Annotated in this window: 24 protein-coding genes; 6 read left to right on the forward strand and 18 right to left on the reverse strand. The window is 66.9% G+C overall.

Annotation, left to right across the window (positions count from 1 at the left end; all coding sequences use genetic code 11):
* Positions 1–27 precede the first annotated feature (27 nt).
* The 10 genes from rapZ to J2X70_RS07800 all read right to left on the reverse strand — a co-directional run bounded on the left by rapZ (position 28) and on the right by J2X70_RS07800 (position 7754).
* Positions 28–912: an RNase adapter RapZ gene (rapZ, locus tag J2X70_RS07755; protein ID WP_032951584.1), complete on the reverse strand. Its 885-nt coding sequence runs from the start codon at positions 910–912 to the stop codon at positions 28–30.
* Between the two features lie 27 nt (positions 913–939).
* Entirely contained in the window at positions 940–1890 is a 951-nt protein-coding gene (gene hprK / locus J2X70_RS07760; protein ID WP_004147299.1) for an HPr(Ser) kinase/phosphatase, read from the reverse strand.
* Positions 1887–2339, reverse strand: coding sequence for a PTS sugar transporter subunit IIA (locus J2X70_RS07765; RefSeq protein WP_032977285.1), 453 nt, complete (start codon positions 2337–2339; stop codon positions 1887–1889). Before J2X70_RS07765 ends, hprK begins: the two co-directional genes overlap by 4 nt.
* 21 nt (positions 2340–2360) lie before the next feature.
* Positions 2361–2678, reverse strand: coding sequence for a ribosome-associated translation inhibitor RaiA (gene raiA, locus J2X70_RS07770; protein WP_004147311.1), 318 nt, complete (start codon positions 2676–2678; stop codon positions 2361–2363).
* A 58-nt stretch (positions 2679–2736) separates the two neighbouring features.
* Positions 2737–4176 carry an RNA polymerase factor sigma-54 gene (locus tag J2X70_RS07775; protein WP_025874020.1) on the reverse strand — a complete coding sequence of 480 codons (1440 nt, stop codon included), beginning with the start codon at positions 4174–4176 and terminating at the stop codon, positions 2737–2739.
* Positions 4177–4216: 40 nt separating this feature from the next.
* On the reverse strand, positions 4217–4936 hold the full coding sequence (gene lptB / locus J2X70_RS07780) for an LPS export ABC transporter ATP-binding protein (RefSeq protein WP_025874019.1): 720 nt from the start codon (positions 4934–4936) through the stop codon (positions 4217–4219).
* Positions 4936–5460 (reverse strand): lipopolysaccharide transport periplasmic protein LptA, encoded by a 525-nt coding sequence (gene lptA, locus J2X70_RS07785; protein ID WP_309909743.1) that lies wholly within the window; start codon positions 5458–5460, stop codon positions 4936–4938. Before lptA ends, lptB begins: the two co-directional genes overlap by 1 nt.
* Positions 5461–5565: 105 nt before the next feature.
* A complete protein-coding gene (lptC, locus tag J2X70_RS07790; RefSeq protein ID WP_080149498.1) occupies positions 5566–6141 on the reverse strand; it encodes an LPS export ABC transporter periplasmic protein LptC in 576 nt (191 codons plus the stop codon).
* Complete coding sequence (locus J2X70_RS07795; protein WP_033830524.1) at positions 6138–6686, reverse strand: HAD hydrolase family protein; 549 nt, start codon at positions 6684–6686, stop codon at positions 6138–6140. Before J2X70_RS07795 ends, lptC begins: the two co-directional genes overlap by 4 nt.
* Before the next feature lie 66 nt (positions 6687–6752).
* On the reverse strand, positions 6753–7754 hold the full coding sequence (locus J2X70_RS07800) for a KpsF/GutQ family sugar-phosphate isomerase (protein ID WP_025874015.1): 1002 nt from the start codon (positions 7752–7754) through the stop codon (positions 6753–6755).
* Positions 7755–7808: 54 nt separating this feature from the next.
* Here J2X70_RS07800 and J2X70_RS07805 point away from each other — a divergent pair, with 54 nt between their 5' ends.
* The 3 genes from J2X70_RS07805 to J2X70_RS07815 are packed head-to-tail and all read left to right on the forward strand — an operon-like array spanning position 7809 to position 9646.
* The gene (locus J2X70_RS07805) at positions 7809–8039 is read left to right on the forward strand and encodes a BolA family protein (protein ID WP_025874014.1); all 231 of its coding nucleotides are present in this window, start codon (positions 7809–7811) and stop codon (positions 8037–8039) included.
* A 21-nt stretch (positions 8040–8060) separates the two neighbouring features.
* On the forward strand, positions 8061–9335 hold the full coding sequence (gene murA, locus J2X70_RS07810; RefSeq protein ID WP_025874013.1) for a UDP-N-acetylglucosamine 1-carboxyvinyltransferase: 1275 nt from the start codon (positions 8061–8063) through the stop codon (positions 9333–9335).
* Complete coding sequence (locus J2X70_RS07815) at positions 9332–9646, forward strand: EF-hand domain-containing protein (protein WP_309909746.1); 315 nt, start codon at positions 9332–9334, stop codon at positions 9644–9646. Before murA ends, J2X70_RS07815 begins: the two co-directional genes overlap by 4 nt.
* A 113-nt stretch (positions 9647–9759) precedes the next feature.
* Here J2X70_RS07815 and J2X70_RS07820 read toward each other — a convergent pair whose 3' ends face one another.
* The 7 genes from J2X70_RS07820 to purM all read right to left on the reverse strand — a co-directional run bounded on the left by J2X70_RS07820 (position 9760) and on the right by purM (position 14668).
* Positions 9760–10443: a DUF3108 domain-containing protein gene (locus tag J2X70_RS07820; protein ID WP_025874011.1), complete on the reverse strand. Its 684-nt coding sequence runs from the start codon at positions 10441–10443 to the stop codon at positions 9760–9762.
* Between the two features lie 2 nt (positions 10444–10445).
* Positions 10446–11243, reverse strand: a complete 798-nt coding sequence (locus tag J2X70_RS07825) for a DUF3108 domain-containing protein (protein WP_025874010.1) — start codon at positions 11241–11243, stop codon at positions 10446–10448.
* 68 nt (positions 11244–11311) lie between these two features.
* Complete coding sequence (gene purN, locus J2X70_RS07830; RefSeq protein ID WP_025874009.1) at positions 11312–11968, reverse strand: phosphoribosylglycinamide formyltransferase; 657 nt, start codon at positions 11966–11968, stop codon at positions 11312–11314.
* Positions 11965–12576 carry a DUF2238 domain-containing protein gene (locus tag J2X70_RS07835; RefSeq protein ID WP_170919604.1) on the reverse strand — a complete coding sequence of 204 codons (612 nt, stop codon included), beginning with the start codon at positions 12574–12576 and terminating at the stop codon, positions 11965–11967. Before J2X70_RS07835 ends, purN begins: the two co-directional genes overlap by 4 nt.
* Positions 12577–12670: 94 nt before the next feature.
* Positions 12671–13093: a hypothetical protein gene (locus tag J2X70_RS07840; protein WP_032977522.1), complete on the reverse strand. Its 423-nt coding sequence runs from the start codon at positions 13091–13093 to the stop codon at positions 12671–12673.
* A complete protein-coding gene (locus J2X70_RS07845; protein ID WP_105163572.1) occupies positions 13090–13587 on the reverse strand; it encodes a hypothetical protein in 498 nt (165 codons plus the stop codon). Before J2X70_RS07845 ends, J2X70_RS07840 begins: the two co-directional genes overlap by 4 nt.
* 22 nt (positions 13588–13609) lie before the next feature.
* Complete coding sequence (purM, locus tag J2X70_RS07850; RefSeq protein WP_032951578.1) at positions 13610–14668, reverse strand: phosphoribosylformylglycinamidine cyclo-ligase; 1059 nt, start codon at positions 14666–14668, stop codon at positions 13610–13612.
* A gap of 112 nt (positions 14669–14780) precedes the next feature.
* Between purM and J2X70_RS07855 the strand changes: the two genes are divergently transcribed.
* Genes J2X70_RS07855 through hda form a run of 3 tightly spaced genes read left to right on the forward strand, consistent with a single transcriptional unit; the run spans position 14781 to position 17784 of the window.
* Positions 14781–15908, forward strand: a complete 1128-nt coding sequence (locus tag J2X70_RS07855; RefSeq protein ID WP_223482051.1) for a DUF2066 domain-containing protein — start codon at positions 14781–14783, stop codon at positions 15906–15908.
* Positions 15905–17077, forward strand: coding sequence for an AI-2E family transporter (locus tag J2X70_RS07860; protein WP_032977517.1), 1173 nt, complete (start codon positions 15905–15907; stop codon positions 17075–17077). The genes J2X70_RS07855 and J2X70_RS07860 overlap by 4 nt, the downstream gene beginning before the upstream one ends.
* Complete coding sequence (gene hda, locus J2X70_RS07865; RefSeq protein WP_218789453.1) at positions 17077–17784, forward strand: DnaA regulatory inactivator Hda; 708 nt, start codon at positions 17077–17079, stop codon at positions 17782–17784. The genes J2X70_RS07860 and hda overlap by 1 nt, the downstream gene beginning before the upstream one ends.
* Before the next feature lie 703 nt (positions 17785–18487).
* Here the strand turns inward: hda and murU are convergent.
* Positions 18488–19198 (reverse strand): N-acetylmuramate alpha-1-phosphate uridylyltransferase MurU, encoded by a 711-nt coding sequence (murU, locus tag J2X70_RS07870; RefSeq protein WP_032975826.1) that lies wholly within the window; start codon positions 19196–19198, stop codon positions 18488–18490.
* Between the last annotated feature and the right edge of the window lie 3 nt (positions 19199–19201).

Genomic DNA, 19201 nt, shown 5'->3' on the forward strand with positions numbered 1-19201 from the left:
GGGCCGGGCGCAGCCCGGCCGACCCCCTCAATCCTGCTCGCGGTGGTACGTCGCCACGTCTTCCCAGCCCATCTCACGCGCATGGCGGGCCAGGCGTTCGGCCAGGAACACCGAGCGGTGCTTGCCGCCGGTGCAACCGAAGGCCACCGTCACATAGCTGCGGGTGCCATCGCCCAGCTTGGGCAGCCAGGTATCCAGGAAATCCATCAGCTGCGCCAGGTAGCGCTGCACATCCGGCTGCGCCTCCAGGTAGTCGCGCACGCCGGGTTCGCGGCCGCTCAACGCACGCAGTTCCGGATCCCAATGCGGGTTGGGCAGCACGCGCGCGTCGAACACGAAGTCGGCCTCGGCCGGTACGCCACGCTTGTAGGCGAACGATTCGAACAGCAGCGACAGGCGGCTGGCATGGCCCATCGCAAATTCAGTGATGATCCGGCGCCGCAGCTGGTGCACGTTCAACGCACTGGTATCGATCACCGCATCGGCTTCGCGGCGCAGCGGCGCGATCAGTTCGCGCTCACGGGCAATCGCTTCGGGCAGCGACAGGCCCAGCTGGCTCAGCGGGTGCCGGCGGCGGGTGTCGGCGTAGCGCTTGAGCACCGTTTCATCGCTGGCCTCGAAAAACAGCACCTTGGCGTCGACGCCGGCATCGGTGGCCAGCTGCCGCCAGCTGGACAACTGGGTCAGGTCGCTCTGCCCACGCACGTCGATGCCCACTGCCAACCGGCGCGATGCCGCGCCGTCATGGTGGCTAAGCACATTGCGCACGAAATCCGGCAGCAGCTGGATCGGCAGGTTGTCCGAACAGTAGTAGTCCTGGTCCTCGAAGGTCTTCAGGGCGACGGATTTACCCGAGCCGGACAGGCCACTGACGATGATCAGGGTCGGGGCGGTGGGAATGACGGTGCTCATGGACGGGCTCTTCGAAGGACAGGGGGGTCAGGGCGTTCGCCGTTCCAGCAGGTTGCTGTGGCGGGCGATGAACATCGCCGCCGGGTCGATACCCTTGGTACGCAGAATGTGCAGGCGGGTGGCCGCCTCGGTCAGGACGGCCAGGTTGCGGCCGGGCATCACCGGCAGGGTGATCAGCGGCACGTCCAGGTCCAGCACGTGGCGCGTGCCCGAGTCGCCGGTCAGGCGCTCGTAACCATGGGGGGTGGGCTCGGTCATCGGCTTGGTCAGGTGGACGATCAGCCGAAGGTACTTGTTCTTCTTTACAGCGGTGTCGCCAAACATCTCGCGCACGTTCAGCACGCCCAGGCCGCGCACTTCCAGCAGGTCCTGCAGCAGTTCCGGGCAGGTGCCATCGAGCACGTCGGGGGCGATCTGGGTGAACTCGGGGGCGTCGTCGGCCACCAGGCGGTGACCGCGGCTGAGCAGTTCCAGGGCCAGCTCGCTCTTGCCTGATCCCGCTTCACCGGTGATCAGCACGCCGATGGAGTAGATCTCCATGAACACGCCATGCAGGATCACCCGCGGCGCCAGCGTCCGGGCCAGGTGGTAGGACAGATGGTTGAGCAGTTCGTGGCCGCGCTTGGGTGACAACCACAGCGGCGTGCCGGATTCATCGGCGGCCGCGCGCAGGTCTTCCGGGCACGGCTGGTTGCGGGTCAGCACCAGTGCCAGCGGATGCGACTGCATGATCTTTTCGATGGTTTCCCAGCGCTGGCGTGGTTCCAGCGCGTCCAGCCAGGACAGTTCCTCGGTACCGAGGATCTGCACCTTGTTGGGATAGATCGCATTGAGATAGCCGGCCAGCGAAGGGCGTCGCGAAACCGTATTGCCGGCCTCCAGCTCACGCTTCTCGCCGGATTTGCCCGCTGCCCAACGCAGGCCGAGCCGCTCTCGCTGCTGTTCGAACAGTTCGCGGGCAGTGATGCTGGTATTCATGCGGCGCTCGCCGGTGGGGTCAGGTCCAGGGCCTGGCGCAGCTCCCGTGCATCACCGGCCTCGCGCAGCGCCTGGCGGATGCAGGGCGCGGAAAACAGCTCGGCCAGCTCGGACAGCAGCATCAGGTGTTGATGGGTGTAGTGGGCGGGAACGGCCATGGCGAACACCAGGTCCACCGGCTCGTCACCACCGAAATCGACCGGGGTCTGCAGACGCAGCAGCGCGCCACGGGGGCGATCCAGGGTCGGCGCACGACCATGCGGGATGGCGATGCCGTAGCCGATCGCGGTACTGCCCAACGCCTCGCGCTGGCACAGGTTGAGATAGATCTGTTCGGCGTTGGCCTGGCGGCAGGCCAGCAATCCGGCCGCGGCCTGCAGGACGCTGTCGCGGTCGGTGGCCGTGCAGAGCTGGGTCTGCACGGCCGCCAGGAGGTCAGTCAGGGGCATGTCTGCGGGGAGCGGTGGCGATCAGCCACCATTGTCGCCCACCGGCAGCGGTGCGTGCTGCTGTTTTTTCTCCTTGTGCTTGATCACCAGGCGGTCAAGCTTGTCCGCCAGCAGGTCGATCGCCGCATACATGGTCTGCGCATTGGCTTCAGCGTGCAGGGTCTGACCCGGAATATTGAGGCTGGCATCGACGTGGTGTTCAGTCTTCTGCAGCTTGAGCGTCACCCGCGCTTCGCAGTGCTGGTCGAAGTGTTTGCCGATCCGGGCCAGCTTCTCCTCTACATAGGACTGCAGGGCCGGGGTGACTTCGACATCTTTGCCAAACGTTTCGATGCGCATCGGGTTTCTCCTTTGATCGGATGTGCCAATGAACCTCTCCGCCGGGCGCGGCGGCGCGTCAAACGATTCTGACTCTTTCGTGCGAGGCGGAGATGTTCATGGCCTCACGATACTTCGCCACGGTGCGCCGCGCTACTGGGATTCCCGACGATTTGAGCAGGTCAGCCAGCTTGGCGTCAGAAAGCGGCTTGCGTGGGTTCTCGTCATCGATCAGGCGCCGGATCATGGCTTGGATGGCGGTGCTGGACGCTTCGCCGCCGCCGTCGGTGTCGATGCCCGACGCGAAGAAGGCGCGCAGCGGCAGGGTGCCGCGTGGCGTACGCACATGTTTGCGGGCGATCGCGCGCGATACGGTGGATTCGTGCAGGCCCAGTTCGCCGGCGATCTCGCGCAGGGTCAGCGGGCGCAATGCCTGTTCGCCGAATTCAAGGAAGCCGGCCTGCTGCTGGATCAGGCTTCGCACTACCCGGAGCAGCGTTTCGCCTCGCGCCTGCAGGCCCTTCAGCAGCCAGCGCGCCTCCTGCAGCTGGCCGCGCAGATAACCGGCATCGGCGTCACCGCAGCGGCGGATCATCTGCTCGTAACCGCGGTGGATCACCAGCTTGGGGCCGGCATGGGCGGCCAGCGCGGCGCGCCAGATGCCGTTCTGCCGCCATACGACGACGTCGGGCACCACGTAGGTGTCCTGGGCGAGCGGGGCGATCTGGGTGCCGGGGCGCGGGTCCAGCGAGCGCAGCAGGGCCACGGCGGTCTCGACCTCGGCCAGCGGCTGTTTCAGCTGCTGGGCCAGGCCGGTCACGCCCGAGCGCGGCAGTTGTTCCAGTGGGCCGGCGGCAACCTGCCGGGCCAGGGCCAGGCACGGGGTATCAGCAGGAAGCACGTCCAGCTGCAGTTGCAGGCATTCGCCAAGGCTGCGTGCGGCCACGCCTACGGGGTCGAAGCGCTGGATCTGGTGCAGCACGGTCAGGATTTCGTCTTCACCGGCGTGGATTGCCGGCAACAGCGCTTCGGCGATGGCCGAGAGCGGCTCGCGCAGATAGCCGTCGTCTTCCAATGAATCGATCAGCGCGGCGCCGATGCTGCGGTCGCGCTTGGACAGGTGGGTCAGGTGCAGCTGCCACAGCAGGTGGTCGGCCAGGGTTTCGGTTTCGGCAACGCGTTCGGCGGCACTGCCGTTGTCGTCGTCGTCATCGAAACTACCGCCGCTGCCGCCACTGCTCCAGTCCAGCTCGGCAGGCGCCCAGTCGTCGCCGCTGCTTTCAGCGTTGTCGGGCGGGGCGTCATTGTCGCCGCCCGCGTCCTCGCTGCTGCCGTCCTTGTCGACACCGGCGCCTTCGTCGCTGCTGTCCGACCAGTCCAGCAGCGGATTGCTCTCCACCGCCTGGGCGATTTCCAGCTCCAGCTCGGTCGTGGACATCTGCAGCAGCTTGATCGCCTGCTGCAGCTGGGGCGTAAGCACCAGCTGCTGTCCCAACGATGTCTGCAGCCGAGTCTTCATGCCTGTGCCGAACGGAAGGGAGAGGGCCCGGCGGCCGCGGTTACAGCTTGAAGGAATCCCCAAGGTAGACGCGGCGCACGTCGGCATTGTCCAGGATCGCCTCGGGCGAGCCCTGGGCCAGTACGGTGCCCTCTGCGAGGATATACGCGCGGTCGCAGATTCCCAAGGTCTCGCGCACGTTGTGGTCGGTGATCAGCACACCGATGCCGCGTTGCTTGAGATGGGTGACGATGCGCTGGATTTCGCCGACCGAGATCGGGTCGACACCGGCGAAGGGTTCGTCGAGCAGGATCAGGCGCGGCTTGGCGGCCAGTGCACGCGCGATCTCGCAACGACGGCGCTCACCACCGGACAGGCTGGCGCCGAGCTGTTCGGAAACATGCCCAAGCTGCAGTTCGTCGAGCAGGCTGTTCAGTTCGCGCTCGCGGCCCGCCGAATCCAGGTCCTCGCGCAGTTCCAGCACCAGGCGCAGGTTGTCGGCCACGGTCAGCTTGCGGAACACCGACGGTTCCTGCGGCAGGTAGCCCACGCCCTGCTTGGCGCGGGTGTACATCGGGTCGCCGGTGATGTCCTTGCCGTCCAGCACGATGCTGCCGGCATCGGCACCGACCAGGCCGACGATCATGTAGAAGCAGGTGGTCTTGCCGGCACCGTTGGGACCGAGCAGGCCAACCACTTCACCGGCGTCCAGGGTCAGCCCGAAGTCCTTGACGACTTCGCGCTGCTTGTAGCGTTTGCGCAGGCCAGTTGCGACGAGCATTACTTCTTGCCTCCTGCCGGAGCCGGAGCGGCAGCAGGCGTCTTGTTCTTCGGCGGGATCACGGTGCGCACGCGGCTGCCGTCGCCGCCGGAGTTCATTTCGCCGCTGCGGGTGTTGTAGACCATGCGCTGGCCCGCATTGGTGCCGCGCGCGCTGGTGACCTTGTAGTTGCCGGTCAGGGTGATGATCTCGGTGGTGATGTCGTAGTCGATCCGGTCGGCCACCGCATCCATCCAGGTGCCATCGTCGAGCTGCTGCTTCATCTTGGCCTGCTTGCCGGTGAACACCGCACGCACGGCTTCGCCGCCCTTGAGGTAGATCTCCGCTTCGGACGAGCGCAGCTCCAGGGTGCCCTGGGTGATGATCACGCCACCGGACAGCACGGTCTTGCCATCACCGGTGAGGGTGCCGGACTGCGCACCGGAATCAATGTTCATCGCTTCGTTGCGGTCCGTCGACTTGGCAAAGGCGACAGCGGGGACAAGAAGACTGAGTGCGAGCACGGCTGCAAAGGGAATCTTCATCGGGGTCCGTTCTACCGGTGGTGGCCCTCCGGCGGGACCGGGGGCGGCGGGTGGGGGCTGCCGGCTTCGCGCCTGTCGGGAAGACGTCGCGGGCGGGCGGCGGAATCAGCGCTTGGGCGTGTAACGACCCTTGGACTGGCTGAGGAAATGATACGTGTTGTTCTTCGAATCCACCTCGAACCCGACGCCGGACTGCTCCATGCCGGGCCGGGTCATGGTCACCAGGGCATCGGTGCGGGCGCGGTTGTCCTTCGGGAATACATCCAGGTGGTCGGTGCGGAAGGTGGTCGGGACCACGCCCGGGCCGGCCGGGCTGTCGCCGGCGACGTTGCCACGCAGCTTCATCTCGTCGCCCTTGGCACTGAGCCAGCCGGTCTGGGCGCGCAGCGTCCAGTGCTTGCCGTCCTTGTCGGGCATTTCGAACAGCGGCGTGGTGATGTTGAGCGTCTGGTCACCACGCTGGCGTTCCAGCAGGGGCGCGCGCAGGGTGGTCGATTCCTTGCCATGTTCGTCCAGGGCGACGATCTGGAAATCGTGCAGGATGTAGTCCACGCCAGCGTCCTGGCCTTCGGCGGCAGGTGCCTTTTCGCGGTTGCGCAGCGCCGCCCAGCTGCTCAGCAGGGCTGCCAGCAGCAGGCCGACGCCGAGGATCATCCGCCAGTTCAGGGTGGGGGCATTCATGCGCCGAACCTCGCCAGCACGGCGTCCACGCGGCCCTGCGCGGCCAGCAGCACGTCGCACAGCTCGCGCGCGGCACCACGGCCACCGTCAGCACGGGTGATCCAGTGCACGCGCTCGGCGATCCACGGGTGGGCATTGGCCGGAGCCACCGCCAGGCCGACCGCGCCCAGCGGCGCCAGGTCCGGCAGGTCGTCACCCATGAAGGCCACCTGCTCCAGGCCGATGCCGTGCTGGGCGCACAGCGCCTGCACGCTGGCCAGCTTGTCGCCGACGGCAATCTGGGTGTCGATGCCCAGGTCGGCGCCGCGCTTGAGCGCGGACTGGCTGTTGCGCGCGGTGATCAGCACGGGGTGGATGCCGTGCTGCTGCAGCAGTTTCAGGCCCAGACCATCCTGCACGAAGTACGCCTTGCTCTCGTTGCCATCCTTGTCGTAGTACAGCCGACCGTCGGTGAGGGTGCCGTCCACGTCGAAGCAGGCCAGGCGGATACCGGCCGCAACGGCATGCAGGTGGGTGGGGAAGGCGGGCAGGGGGGACCAGGGCATCAGGGCATCGGACTCGGTGGTTGCGGGCTCGTTGGTACAGACTGAATGGGGTCTACGGACTGTCGGTTAAACCACCCGCGCCCGCAACAGGTCATGAATGTTCAGGGCGCCAACCGCACGTCCCTGGCTGTCGACCACGATCAGGCCGGTGATCTTGTGGGTTTCCATCAGCCGCGCAGCCTCCACCGCCAGCTTGTCGGCGCTGATGGTGCGCGGTTGCCGGGTCATCACATCGGCGATCCTGGCGGTGCGCACGTCCAGGTCGGTGTCCAGGGCGCGGCGCAGGTCGCCGTCGGTGAACAGCCCGATCAGCACGCCCTGGTCGTCGACCACGGCGGTCATGCCCAGGCGCTTGCGGCTCATCTCCATCAGCGCTTCGCTGAGGCTGGCGCCGACATCGACCTTGGGCAGGTCCTCGCCGGTGTGCATGACGTCGGTGATGTGCAGCAGCAGGCGGCGGCCGAGGCTGCCGGCCGGGTGCGAACGGGCGAAATCGTCGGCGGTGAAGCCGCGTGCATCCAGCAGGGCTACCGCCAGCGCGTCACCCATCGCCAGCGAGGCGGTGGTGCTGGAGGTGGGCGCCAGCGCCAGCGGGCAGGCTTCGGCCGGCACGCTCACATCCAGGTGGAAATCGGCGGCGCTGGCCAGGCTCGACTGCGGGCGGCCGGTCATGGCGATCAGCACATTGCCCTGGCGCTTGAGCACCGGCAGCAGCATCAGCAGCTCATCCGATTCACCCGAATAGGACAGGGCCAGCACCACGTCGTCCTCGGTGATCATGCCGAGGTCGCCGTGGCCGGCCTCGCCCGGATGCACGTAGAACGCCGGGGTACCGGTGGAAGCCAGGGTGGCGGCGATCTTGCGCGCGACATGGCCGGACTTGCCCATGCCGGTGGCGACCACCCGGCCGCGGCTGCCCAGGATCGCCCGGCAGGCCTGCTGGAAGGCATCGCCGAGGCGGTCGGCCACGGCGTCCAGCGCCTGCCGTTCGATCTCGAACACGCGCCGGCCACTGGCGACCAGGGCGGCAGGGTCGGCGGAACGGGGGGGCAACAGGGATTCGGCCATGCGGACGCCACGCAGCGGAAGTAGAATGGACGCACATTTTATTAGGAAAGCCCGTTGGACGCCGACACCATCCGCAATCTGATCGAAACCGGCCTGCCCGGCGCCCGCGCCGACGTGCAGGGTGACGATGGCGTGCATTTCGAAGCGACCGTGGTCAGCGAGGCCTTTGCCGGCAAGCTGCCGCTGGCCCGCCACCGGATGGTGTATGCCACTCTGGGTGACCTGATGGGCGGCGCGATCCACGCGCTCGCACTGAAAACCGTGACCCCGGCCGAAGCCGGCTGAACCGCAGAAGATCCCCAATACATGGCCAAGATCGTTGTGACCGGCGGCGCTGCGCTGCACGGTGAAGTAAGCATCTCCGGCGCCAAGAACGCCGTCCTTCCCATCCTGTGCGCGACCCTGCTGGCCGATGCGCCGGTGGAGATCACCAACGTGCCGCATCTGCACGATGTGGTCACCACGGTGAAGCTGCTGGGCGAACTGGGCGCGAACGTGACCATCGACCAGGGCACGCTGTCGCGTGGCAGCGCGATCGTGGTCGACCCGCGTCCGGTCAACCAGCATGTGGCTCCTTATGAGCTGGTGAGGACCATGCGCGCCTCGATCCTGGTGCTGGGCCCGCTGCTGGCCCGCTTCGGCGCGGCCGAAGTGTCGCTGCCCGGCGGCTGCGCGATCGGTTCGCGACCGGTCGACCAGCATATCAAGGGCCTGCAGGCGCTCGGTGCCGACATCGTGGTCGAGAACGGCTTCATCAAGGCCACCGCCAAGCGCCTGAAGGGTGGCCACTTCACCTTCGACATGGTCAGCGTGACCGGTACCGAGAACGTGCTGATGGCCGCAGTGCTGGCCGAAGGCACCACCATCCTCGACAACGCGGCGATGGAACCGGAAGTCACCGACCTGGCGCATTGCCTGATCGCTCTCGGCGCGAAGATCGAAGGCCTGGGCACCGCCCGCCTGGTCATCGAAGGCGTCGAACGCCTGTCCGGTGGCCGCCATGAAGTGCTGCCCGACCGCATCGAAACCGGCACCTTCCTGGTGGCTGCAGCGATGACCGGTGGCAAGGTCACCGTCAACCGCGCGCGCCCGAACACCATGGACGCGGTGCTGGCCAAGCTGGTGGAAGCCGGCGCGACCATCGAGACCACCGAAGACAGCATCACCCTGGACATGCACGGCAAGCGGCCGAAGGCAGTCAACCTGACCACCGCGCCGTATCCGGCGTTCCCGACCGACATGCAGGCGCAGTTCATGGCGCTCAACTGCGTGGCCGACGGCGTGGGCGTGATCAATGAAACGATCTTCGAGAACCGTTTCATGCACGTCAACGAGCTGCTGCGCCTTGGCGCGGATGTGCAGGTGGAAGGCCACACGGCCATCGTGCGTGGTCACGAGCGCCTGAGCGGTGCACCGGTGATGGCAACCGACCTGCGCGCGTCAGCGTCGCTGATCCTGGCCGGCTTGATGGCCGATGGCGATACCACCATCGATCGCATCTACCACCTTGATCGCGGCTACGAAAACATCGAAGAAAAGCTGTCTTCGCTCGGCGCCACCATCCGGCGCGTAGCCGCATGATCCTGCGCGGCAGGTTCAGCCGTCGCCGCAAGGCGCTTCTGGTGCTGGTGCTGATCGTGCTGGCGTGGCTGGGCTATGCCTGGTACGCCAACATCGCCATCACCAAGGGCATCGAGCAGAAGGACATGGACTGGAATGGCGACGGCACGGTAACCCGTGACGAGATCATCCAGTCGTTCTACGCGGTTGCGGTGAACGACAGCCAGGAGGGCAACCGCCATTGCCGCACGTTCGTGCGCCGATCCACGGGCGAGCAGATCCGGGTCGACTGCCGCACCGAGTTCAAGCCGGCGGAAACGCCGAAGGAATAAAGAAAACGCCCGCGAAAGCGGGCGTTTTTTCTGGGACATCCATCCACGCATGGCGTGGATCTACTTTGCGTCCCAGTAGATCCACGCCATGCGTGGATGGCGCGCATCGTCGGTCAGTTCATCGCCTTGATGGTCAGGTCCAGCGCATCGCGGCCGCTCTCACGCTGCAGCATGCGCGCCGGCACCGGGAACTCCGGCACGATCCAGGCGATCAGCTCCTTGTTGCCGTCGACGCGCGAGACCTTGGTGGCCTCGTAGCTCTTGCCGCCGACGGTGACCGATTCCTTGCCCACCACGCGGTAGGTCATGTTCTTGATGCGGCCTTCGTCGACCATGCGATAGGTCAGCGGCTTGCCGGCGGCCAGGTCGCGGGCGATGGCCAGGTTGATCAGCAGCGCGTCCATGTCGCCGGCCTTCAGGGCAATCGGTCCGGCGCGGTCCGGCTTGATGTCGCCGGTCCAGGTGGCCTGGTTGCTGGTCCAGTTGTAGTTGGCCTGCACATTGCGCTTCTTCACCAGCAGCGCAGAGCGGTCCTGGCTGCTGAGCGGGCGCAACTGCCCGCGCACTTCCTCGAACACCGTGGTCTGGCTCAGGTCCGCCAGCTGGTTCTTGACCTGCAGGCTGTAACGCCACTTGTTGGTGCCTTCGCTGGCCAGGGTCATGCTGCCATTGGCCTGCATGCCCATGTAGCTGGCGAGGTAGTCGGCCTTGAACGGCTGCAGGGCCATGGCCGGCAGGCTGGCCACCGACAGTGCGGCAGCGGCGATCCAGGTCAGGGGGCGGGTCAGGGTGTTCATGCTCAGACTCCTTGGTATTCGATCAGGCGCAGATCGACGCGATCTTCGCCGTCTTCACGTTGCAGGATGCGCACCGGGGTGGGGACACCGTTGGCGATCCAGAGAATGGTTTCATTGTTGCCGCCGTTGGTGCGATACACCCGCAGCGCGTTGTAGGACAGGTCGCCGACCTCGACGTTCTCGGTCTGCGGCGCGGCCTGGTAATCGTGCTGGCGCACCTTGCCCATGTCGACGTAGCGATAGTGCATGGCCGCGCCGGGACGGGCGTCGCGCATGATCGCCAGGTTGATCAGCAACGCACTCTGGTCGCCGGCCTGCAGTGGAATCGGCTGGGCGCGCTTCTTTTCCACGTCGCCGCTCCATTGCGCGGTACCGGCCTGCCAGTTGTAGGTGCCGACCGCCTTCTTGCCGAGGAACAGGCCCTTGCGCACCGTGCTCTGGCTGAGCGGCGCATACACACCGCTGCGCTCCTCGAACACCGTGCTCTGCTCGATGTTCAGGCCCAGCACGCTGGCAAAGCCGCGGCGGCCGACCACCTGCATGTCCACCCGCCACTGGCTGCCGCCGGTGTGGGTGACCTGCATGGTCGCATCGCCTGCTTCCTTGCCTTTGAAGAACGCCTGGTAGGTCGCGCTGAACGGCTGCAGCGGCGGCGGCTCCCAGGCCAGTGCAGGCAACACCGGCGGCGCCACCTCCGCAGGTGCCGGCGCAGCGGGCGCTGTTGCCTGGCCCCAGCCCGCACAGGCGAGGACGGCAAGCGGCAGCAGCAGAGTTGTACGCAGCAGGGACGTGGTCTTCATGGCCGACAGGAACCGCAGGAGGGGAGCAGGATGCCAGCCCCGCAGTCAGCGGGGCGTGTGCACGGGCGTTACCGGTTCAGGTTTCCGGCGGAATCTAGAGCCAAGGGGCTAAACAGGGGGTGACCGTCGAACATCGGCTGGCCTTCCCGTTCAGCCAGGCGGCCTGCACAGAGCAGTTCCAGGGTGGCGATCAGCAGCGGATGCTCCACCGCAAGCACGCGTTCGGCCAGGGTCTGCGCATCGTCGCCGGCAAGCACCGGAACCCGGGCCTGCGCCAGCACCGCGCCGGCATCCAGTTCCGGCACCACCAGGTGCACGCTGGCGCCGTGCTCGCTATCGCCGGCCTCAAGCGCCCGTGCATGGGTGTGCAGGCCCTTGTGCAGCGGCAGCAGCGAGGGGTGGATGTTGACCAGGCGGCCATTGAACCGCTGTACGAAATCGGCGCCCAGAATGCGCATGTAGCCGGCGCAGACGATCCAGTCCGGCGTGGATGCTGCCAGCGCATCACCCAGCGCCTGCTCGTAGGCGGCGCGGTTGCTGAATTCCTTCGGCGCATGCCCCCAGCGTCGATCCGTTGCCACCCGCTCCAGGGCGGTCGCATCGGGACGATCGGAGAACACGCCGACAATCTCGGCCTGCAGTCGCCCTGCCGCGATGGCGTCGACAATGGCCTGCAGGTTGCTGCCGCGCCCGGATGCCAGCACCGCGATTCGGCGGATGCTCATCGCACCACGCTCCGGCGCACCAGCGGCCACAGCAACAGGCTGCCCAGGGTCGCCAGCAGCATGTCCGCATGCGCGTCCCACATGTCGCCCTGCTGGCCGTTGTAGGCCTCAGCCGCTTCCGGCGACAGGGCAAGGGCGATGCCCCATTCCAGCCACTCATACACCAGGCTGGAACACATCACCGCCATCACCGCCAGGGTGAATGCCTGGCCGATGCGCAGCGCAGGCCAGGAATGTCGCGCCAACTGCAGCAATGCCGGGGTGAAGCAGACGCCATAGAGGAAGTGGATCAGGCGATCGAAGTGGTTGCGCTGCCAGCCAAAGGCTGCGTCCGGCGACCACCCGAGCAGCGACTGCAGCCATGCGTCATACGGCACGTTGGAGTACAGCCAGCGCGCGGCCACGCAGTGGATGGCGATGAAGCCGCAGATGGCGATGAACGCGCCGTTGCCCAGCTGCCAGCGCCGGTCCACCCACCACAGGGCCAGCAGGCCGATCACCGTCAGCGAACTGTGCAGGGTTTGCTCGAGCGGCCACAGCGGATGGATCCAGGTGGCGGCGAAGATGCCCAGCACTGCGACCAGTGCAGCCTTCTTCGGTGCCGACAGGGAGTGGGTGGCGCGGTTGCGGGCGAGCGTGGAGGCAGCGGGCGTGGACATGTCGGGGCGATCAGCAGAAGAGACGGAACATGCGCTTGCCAGCTCAGACGCTGACGTGGTCGCCGCGGTCGAACAGTGCGGCGATCTCCGGCTTGCGCAGGAAATACACCGCGTAGGCGGTCAGGGCCATGCCCAGTGGGCCGGCCATCACCGCTGCCCAGGCCGCGCCGCGACACCAGGCCAGGTGGCTGCGCTGGCCAAGCAGCCGCGCGGTGCGCAGCTGCAGGAAACCCAAGCCGATGGCCAGCAGCGACACCGCGGCGTACACCGTCGCCAGCACCGCGCCGTCGTCCATTCCGCGTTCGAAGGCGACGATGCCGACAAAGCCGAGGAAGACCAGCGCTGCCAGCCAATGGAAGCCGGCCAGCGCGTAGAACAGGATCTTCAGGTTGTGCAGGTGGCTTGCGGTCTGCAGGTCGGCCAGGGTCTGCCGTGGCAGCGGCGGTGGGTTCATGCCATCGCTCATGCCACACCCGCCTGGCCAGCGAAGGCGGCTTTCACCTGCGGGCGCAGCAGCACGACCAGGGTGAACACGCCGAGGATGGTGCCGATGGGGGTGAACAGGCACGCCAGCCCCGCCACGATCATGCACAGCAGGTAGCGGCGCTGCCGTGACAGGCAGCGGCCGGCATAGGCCACGAAGCCTGCCAGGGTCAGCCCGCCGAGCACGATGCAGACGCCCATCACGGTGAACAGCCAGCCGACGAACTGCTGCTCTTCCGGCGATGACGGTTCACCGCCGGACTTCATCGGCAGCGAGCCGGACAGCATGGCGATGCCCAGCACGATGTGCAGCACGAAGACCAGCGAGAACACCGCCATCAGGCCAGCGACCACATAGTGGCCGATCGCCAGCTGGCGCAGCTGGGTGGCGTCCTGCGGGCCGAACACCGGCACGGCCGGGTTCGGCGGCAGCACCGGCGGAGCCGGCGGCGTCGACAAGGGAGGAGGTGCGTCCATGCGGGTTCCTTTGTCCAGTGGATCAGGCGATGTGGACGCGTTCGCCGCCCTGGGCGGTGACCACCTGGCCGATCGTCCAGTGCTCCAGGCCTTCCGCCTTGACCGCAGCGGATACGGCCTCGAGCTGGTCGGCAGCGACGATCAGCACGAAGCCGATGCCGCAGTTGAAGGTGCGCCACATCTCGCTGTCTGCCACCGCGCCTTCCTTCTGCAGCCACTGGAACACCGGCGGCAGGGTCCACGACGAGGCCTGGATGTCCAGGCCGAGGCCTTCGGGCACCACGCGGATGATGTTCTCGGTCAGGCCGCCACCGGTGATGTGGGCCATGCCGTGGATGGCATCGCCGTGCGACTTCAGCAGCGACAGGATCGGCTTGACGTACAGGCGGGTGGGGGCCATCAGCGCATCGACCAGCTTGACCCCGCCTTCCAGTTCCAGCTCGGCCGGGCGGCCGGCGCGGTCATAGATGCGACGGACCAGCGAATAGCCGTTGGAGTGCGGGCCGGACGAGGCGATGCCGATCAGCACGTCGCCGGCGGCGACATTGGCGCCGTCCTTCAGTTCGCTCTTTTCGACGGCCGCGACGGTGAAGCCGGCCAGGTCGTACTCGCCCGGCGCGTACATGTCGGGCATCTCGGCGGTTTCGCCGCCGATCAGGGCGCAGCCGGCCTCGGTGCAGCCATTGGCGATGCCGCCCACGACCGCGGCGGCGGTGTCGATGTCCAGCTTGCCGGTGGCGAAGTAGTCCAGGAAGAACAAGGGCTCGGCGCCCTGCACCAGCACGTCGTTCACGCACATGGCGACCAGGTCGATGCCGATCGTATCGTGGCGGTTCAGCTGGTGGGCCAGCTTCAGCTTGGTGCCGACGCCGTCGGTGCCCGACACCAGCACCGGCTCGCGGTACTTGTTGGACAGGTCGAACAGGGCGCCAAAGCCACCCAGGCCGCCCATCACCTCCGGACGGAAGCTGCGCTTGACCAGGGGCTTGATCCGCTCGACCAGTTCGTTGCCGGCGTCGATGTCGACACCCGCGTCACGGTAGGTGAGGGGAGAAGGGGCGGAAGACGGGCTGTTGGTCACGGGCGTCGGCGCTGGCAGGGGTTGAATCGCCGATTTTAACAGGCCGCATTGGCGCAAAGGCCGTATTCGGGCAACAATTCCCCCCGGATACGTCGAGCCAATGGATGTCCTGATGCGCCGCAGCCTGTTTTTGACCCTGCTCCTTGCGCTGTGCCTGCCGGTGGCCACGATGGCCCAGAGCGGCATGCGAACCGAGGGGGATGTTGCCACTGCCAGTGGTGCGTACGAGGCCGAAGTGCCCGTCAACAGCCAAGCCGAGGCTGACCGCAACGGTGCACTTGCCCGCGCGTTGAGCGTTGTACTGGGCAAATTGTCCGGCGATCGCAGCGTCATGTCGCGCCCCGGCGTGGCGCAGGCGTTGCGCAATGCCAAGGACTATGTGGCCAGCTACGACTACAAGCAGGACCAGAGCGTGGGCGCCAGCGGTGCGCCGAGCTTCCGTACCCTGCTGGTCGCGCGCTTCCGCGAGGATGACGTGGACGGGCTGGTGTCGGCCCTGGGCCTGCCGCTGTGGCCGCAGCCCCGGCCGAAGCCGGTGCTGTGGCTGGCCGTCGACGACGGCAGTGGTCCGCGCCTGGTCAGCGTGCAGCAGGCCAATGCTGCGCGGCCGCTGCTGAGCCGGGCCATCGAGCGCGGCTACAAGCTCGGCCTGCCCAGTGGTGGCGCCGCCGAGCAGGCCCTGGCCGGTGCCATCTGGCGCCAGGACAGCGCTGCAGTCGCGCGGGCCTCGTCGCGCTATTCGCCGCCGATGCAGCTGATCGGCAAGCTTTACCGCGCCAATGGCGGCTGGCAGGCGGACTGGGTGTTCGTCGACAACGGCCGGGAACTGAACAAGTGGACCAGCAAGGACGCCAACGCCATGCGCGCGATGGCCGCCGGTGCCGATGGCGCTGCCGACGCGCTGGTCAAGCGTTATGCCAAGGCCGGTGCGGCCACCGGCCAGGCGGGCACCTACCGCGTGGTGGTGACCGGCATCAACAGTGCCGACGAATACCTGCGCCTGGCCGCCGGCCTGCGTGAAGTGGCGGTGGTGCGCAACGTCACCCCGCTGCGCGCGACCGCCGACCATCTGGAACTGAATCTGGAAATGACCACCGGCCTGGCCGGCTTCAACCGCATGCTCGGCGACAACGGCGTGCTGGTGCCGTCGGCGACACTGCCGGCCCTGCCGACGCCGATCGACGATACGACCGGTGCACCGGCACCGGCGCCGGTCAGCAATGAGTACCGCCTGCGATGATCCTGTCCCCGGAAGCGGAAATTGCGCAGTTCCTGCGGCGGCTGAAGTTCATCCTGCTGGCCGGCCTGATCGGCTGGGTCGTGTGGCTGCTGGCGCCGATCCTGACGCCGTTCGTGCTGGCGCTGGCGCTGGCCTGGCTGGGCGATCCGCTGGTGGACCGCATCGAAGCCACCGGCCGCTCGCGCATGACCGGCGTGGTGCTGGTGTTCGTGGCAATGGTGCTGGTGATCGTCGCGCTGCTGCTGGTGCTGGTGCCGATGATCGAGCGCCAGATCAGCACCCTGATCGCCGCGGCCCCGCAGGCGCAGGCCTGGCTGATGGAGAAGGGCATTCCCTGGTTCGAGCAGAAGACCGGGCTGGAAGTGATGCAGTGGATGGATCCGGACCGTGTGATCGAATGGGTGCGCAGCCATTGGCAGCAGGCCGGCGGATTCGCCACGACCTTCATGGGCTACGTATCGCGTTCGGGCTTCACGGTGGTCACCTGGGTGGTCAACCTGTTGCTGCTGCCGATCCTGGCGTTCTACTTCCTGCGTGACTGGGACAAGCTGGTCGAACGCGTGGCATCGGTGATCCCGCGCAACCAGATCGGCACGATCACCACGCTGGCACGTGAATCCAACGAGGTGCTCGGCGCCTTCATCCGCGGGCAGTTCCTGGTGATGCTGGCGCTGGGCGTGATCTACGCCGGTGGCCTGTCGCTGGTCGGGCTCAAGCTGGGCCTGCTGATCGGCCTGATCGCCGGCCTGATCAGCTTCATTCCCTACCTGGGCGCGACCACCGGCATCCTGATGGCGATCGTGGCTGCGCTGGTACAGGCGCAGGGGTTCGACCTGAAACTGCTGATCCTGGTGGGCGTGGTGTTCACCGTTGGCCAGCTGCTGGAGAGCTACGTGCTGACCCCGCGCATCGTCGGCGACAAGATCGGCCTGCACCCGGTGGCGGTGATCTTCGCGGTGATGGCCGGTGGCCAGCTGTTCGGCTTCCTGGGCATGCTGCTGGCGCTGCCGGTGGCGGCGGTCAGCAATGTGCTGTTGCGCTATGCGCACCAGCGTTACCGCCAGAGTGAGCTGTACGCCGGCGAGAAGCCCGCGATCGTGCTTGATGGTGTGATCGACCAGCCCCATATCATCGTGCCTGGCAATGACAAGGGTCCGGAACTGAAGTGATTGGTGTGCCGCAACTTCCGCTGGCCCTGCATTACCCGCGGGACCAGCGGCTGGAAAGCTTCATCGGCGCGCCGGACGGCGCGCTGGCGCAGCTGCATGCCATCGCGGTAGGGGCCAGCCACGACTGGGTGTACCTGGAAGGCGCGGCCGGCACCGGCAAGACCCACCAGGCACTGGCGATGTGTTCCAGCGCCGAGCAGGCCGGGCGCCTGCCGACCTATGTGCCGCTGGCCAGCGTGGTCGGCCGGGTGCGGGTGGCGCTGGAAGGGCTTGAGCAGCGCGAGCTGGTGGCGCTGGATGGCCTGGATGCGGTGGCAAGCAATCGTGAGGATGAAATCGCGCTGTTCGATTTCCACAACCGCGCGCGCGCTGCCGACGTGACGGTGCTGTACACCGCACAGAAGTCGCCGGGCGAACTGGGCCTGGTGCTGCCGGACCTGCGTTCGCGCCTGGGCCAATGCGTGCGCGTGCTGTTGCAGCCGCTGGACGAGGAAGGCCGCGCGGCGGTGCTGCGCGAGCGCGCGCTGCGCAGGGGGCTGGCGATCGACGAGGCCGCCATCGAGTGGCTGCTGTCGCACACCGGGCGCGAGCTGGGTGGGCTGATCACGCTGCTGGACTGGCTGGATCGCGAGTCGCTGGCGGCGAAGCGGCGGATCACCGTGCCGTTCCTGCGCCAGGTGCTGGAAGAAGGCCGTCCTCGTTACTGAGGGGTGTTGGGTGTTAGGCAGGGCTGCGCCCTGCACCCGCCGAAGCCAGGGCAACGTCAACGTCAACGTCAACAGCAAAAGCTCGATATCCGTGGGATGGCGGGGTGGCTCAGGTTGCGGGGGACGGCGCAAGTACGTCCCTGTAGCCTCGGTCGCGCCATCCATGGCGCTCACGCCCCCGCAACCTGAGCCACCCCGCCTTCGACAGGTTCCCGCGATCTGCCGTGTCGGCGTTCTGCACTGCTGTTGGTGGGTGTCGACCGTTGGTCGTCACAAGAGCGAAGCGATCCGCTTCTGCTTTTCTTTTTTCTTTTTCGTGGCTGGACGCGCACGGAATTTGTCAGAGGTCGGGCGGGTGGGCCATGCAGGGGCGTTGGCGCCATGGATGGCGACAAGTAGATCCACGCCATGCGTGGATGAGACTTTCCCAGGAAGGACTGCTTTGGATCCGACGTTCTCTGCTTGTGGTGGGTGACGACCGTTGGTCGTCACCAGAGCGAAGCGACCCGCTTCTGCTTTTCCTTCTTTTCCGTGGCTGGACGCACACGCAGACTGTCAGAGGTCGGGCGGGTGGGCCATGCAGGGGCGTTGGCGCCATGGATGGCGCCATCGAGCTTACAGGGACGTACTTGCAGCGTCCCCTGCATGGCCCACCCGCCCGGCCAAGCACGGCTTTTGATTCAAGCGACCAACCACGACGGGCTCAGCCGTTCGCGGCCAACTCCGCATCCAGCGCATGCAGGCGATCAACGGTCCCGACATCGGTCCAGCGCCCGCGATGATGCTGCCCCGTCATCAACCCCTGTGCCATGAAATGCTTCTGCAACGGCACCACCGAAAACTTCGGTGGCACACGCTCGCTGCCCGGTGCCTCACCGATCACCGCACGCCAATCGGCCACGATCGACGGACGATAGACGCCGATGCCCGCATAGGTCAGGCACGGGCCTTCGCGGTCATGGTGCAGCACACCGTGCGCGTCCAGCCGGTAGTCGCCGTTGGGGTGCTGCGCCGGGTTGTCGACCAGCACCAGATGCGCTTGGCCGGCCGGTTCACGCGGCAGCGTGGCGAAATCGAAATCGGTCCAGATATCGCCGTTCACTACCAGGAACGGATCGTCCCCCAGCGCCGGCAATGCATTGAGGATGCCGCCACCGGTTTCCAGCGGGGTATCGCCTTCGTGCATGAAATGCAGGCGCAGGCCCCATTGGCTGCCATCGCCCAATGCGGCCGGGAACTGCTCGGCGAGCCACGCGGTATTGATCACCACGTCGTGGATGCCGAGCGCAGCCAACCGCTCCAGATGCCACGCGATCAGGGGTTTGCCGGCCACTGCCAGCAGCGGCTTGGGCGTGTGCAGGGTGAGGGGGCGCATGCGCTCACCCAGGCCGGCGGCGAAAATCAGTGCCTTCATCGA

It is taken from the genome of Stenotrophomonas sp. 1337, assembly GCF_031455455.1.
GTDB lineage: Bacteria > Pseudomonadota > Gammaproteobacteria > Xanthomonadales > Xanthomonadaceae > Stenotrophomonas > Stenotrophomonas indicatrix.

Bases quoted from the DNA above. Each gene is read 5' to 3' on its own strand.
- J2X70_RS07845 (WP_105163572.1), bottom strand. From the start codon at position 13,587: ATGGACGCACCTCCTCCCTTGTCGACGCCGCCGGCTCCGCCGGTGCTG.
- J2X70_RS07795 (WP_033830524.1), bottom strand. From the start codon at position 6,686: ATGCCCTGGTCCCCCCTGCCCGCCTTCCCCACCCACCTGCATGCCGTT.
- J2X70_RS07800 (WP_025874015.1), bottom strand. From the start codon at position 7,754: ATGGCCGAATCCCTGTTGCCCCCCCGTTCCGCCGACCCTGCCGCCCTG.
- J2X70_RS07855 (WP_223482051.1), top strand. From the start codon at position 14,781: ATGCGCCGCAGCCTGTTTTTGACCCTGCTCCTTGCGCTGTGCCTGCCG.
- raiA (WP_004147311.1), bottom strand. From the start codon at position 2,678: ATGCGCATCGAAACGTTTGGCAAAGATGTCGAAGTCACCCCGGCCCTG.
- rapZ (WP_032951584.1), bottom strand. From the start codon at position 912: ATGAGCACCGTCATTCCCACCGCCCCGACCCTGATCATCGTCAGTGGC.
- J2X70_RS07775 (WP_025874020.1), bottom strand. From the start codon at position 4,176: ATGAAGACTCGGCTGCAGACATCGTTGGGACAGCAGCTGGTGCTTACG.
- J2X70_RS07765 (WP_032977285.1), bottom strand. From the start codon at position 2,339: ATGCCCCTGACTGACCTCCTGGCGGCCGTGCAGACCCAGCTCTGCACG.
- J2X70_RS07825 (WP_025874010.1), bottom strand. From the start codon at position 11,243: ATGAAGACCACGTCCCTGCTGCGTACAACTCTGCTGCTGCCGCTTGCC.
- J2X70_RS07820 (WP_025874011.1), bottom strand. From the start codon at position 10,443: ATGAACACCCTGACCCGCCCCCTGACCTGGATCGCCGCTGCCGCACTG.
- murA (WP_025874013.1), top strand. From the start codon at position 8,061: ATGGCCAAGATCGTTGTGACCGGCGGCGCTGCGCTGCACGGTGAAGTA.
- J2X70_RS07860 (WP_032977517.1), top strand. From the start codon at position 15,905: ATGATCCTGTCCCCGGAAGCGGAAATTGCGCAGTTCCTGCGGCGGCTG.
- hprK (WP_004147299.1), bottom strand. From the start codon at position 1,890: ATGAATACCAGCATCACTGCCCGCGAACTGTTCGAACAGCAGCGAGAG.
- murU (WP_032975826.1), bottom strand. From the start codon at position 19,198: ATGAAGGCACTGATTTTCGCCGCCGGCCTGGGTGAGCGCATGCGCCCC.
- J2X70_RS07840 (WP_032977522.1), bottom strand. From the start codon at position 13,093: ATGAGCGATGGCATGAACCCACCGCCGCTGCCACGGCAGACCCTGGCC.
- lptC (WP_080149498.1), bottom strand. From the start codon at position 6,141: ATGAATGCCCCCACCCTGAACTGGCGGATGATCCTCGGCGTCGGCCTG.
- lptB (WP_025874019.1), bottom strand. From the start codon at position 4,936: ATGCTCGTCGCAACTGGCCTGCGCAAACGCTACAAGCAGCGCGAAGTC.
- J2X70_RS07815 (WP_309909746.1), top strand. From the start codon at position 9,332: ATGATCCTGCGCGGCAGGTTCAGCCGTCGCCGCAAGGCGCTTCTGGTG.
- purN (WP_025874009.1), bottom strand. From the start codon at position 11,968: ATGAGCATCCGCCGAATCGCGGTGCTGGCATCCGGGCGCGGCAGCAAC.
- lptA (WP_309909743.1), bottom strand. From the start codon at position 5,460: ATGAAGATTCCCTTTGCAGCCGTGCTCGCACTCAGTCTTCTTGTCCCC.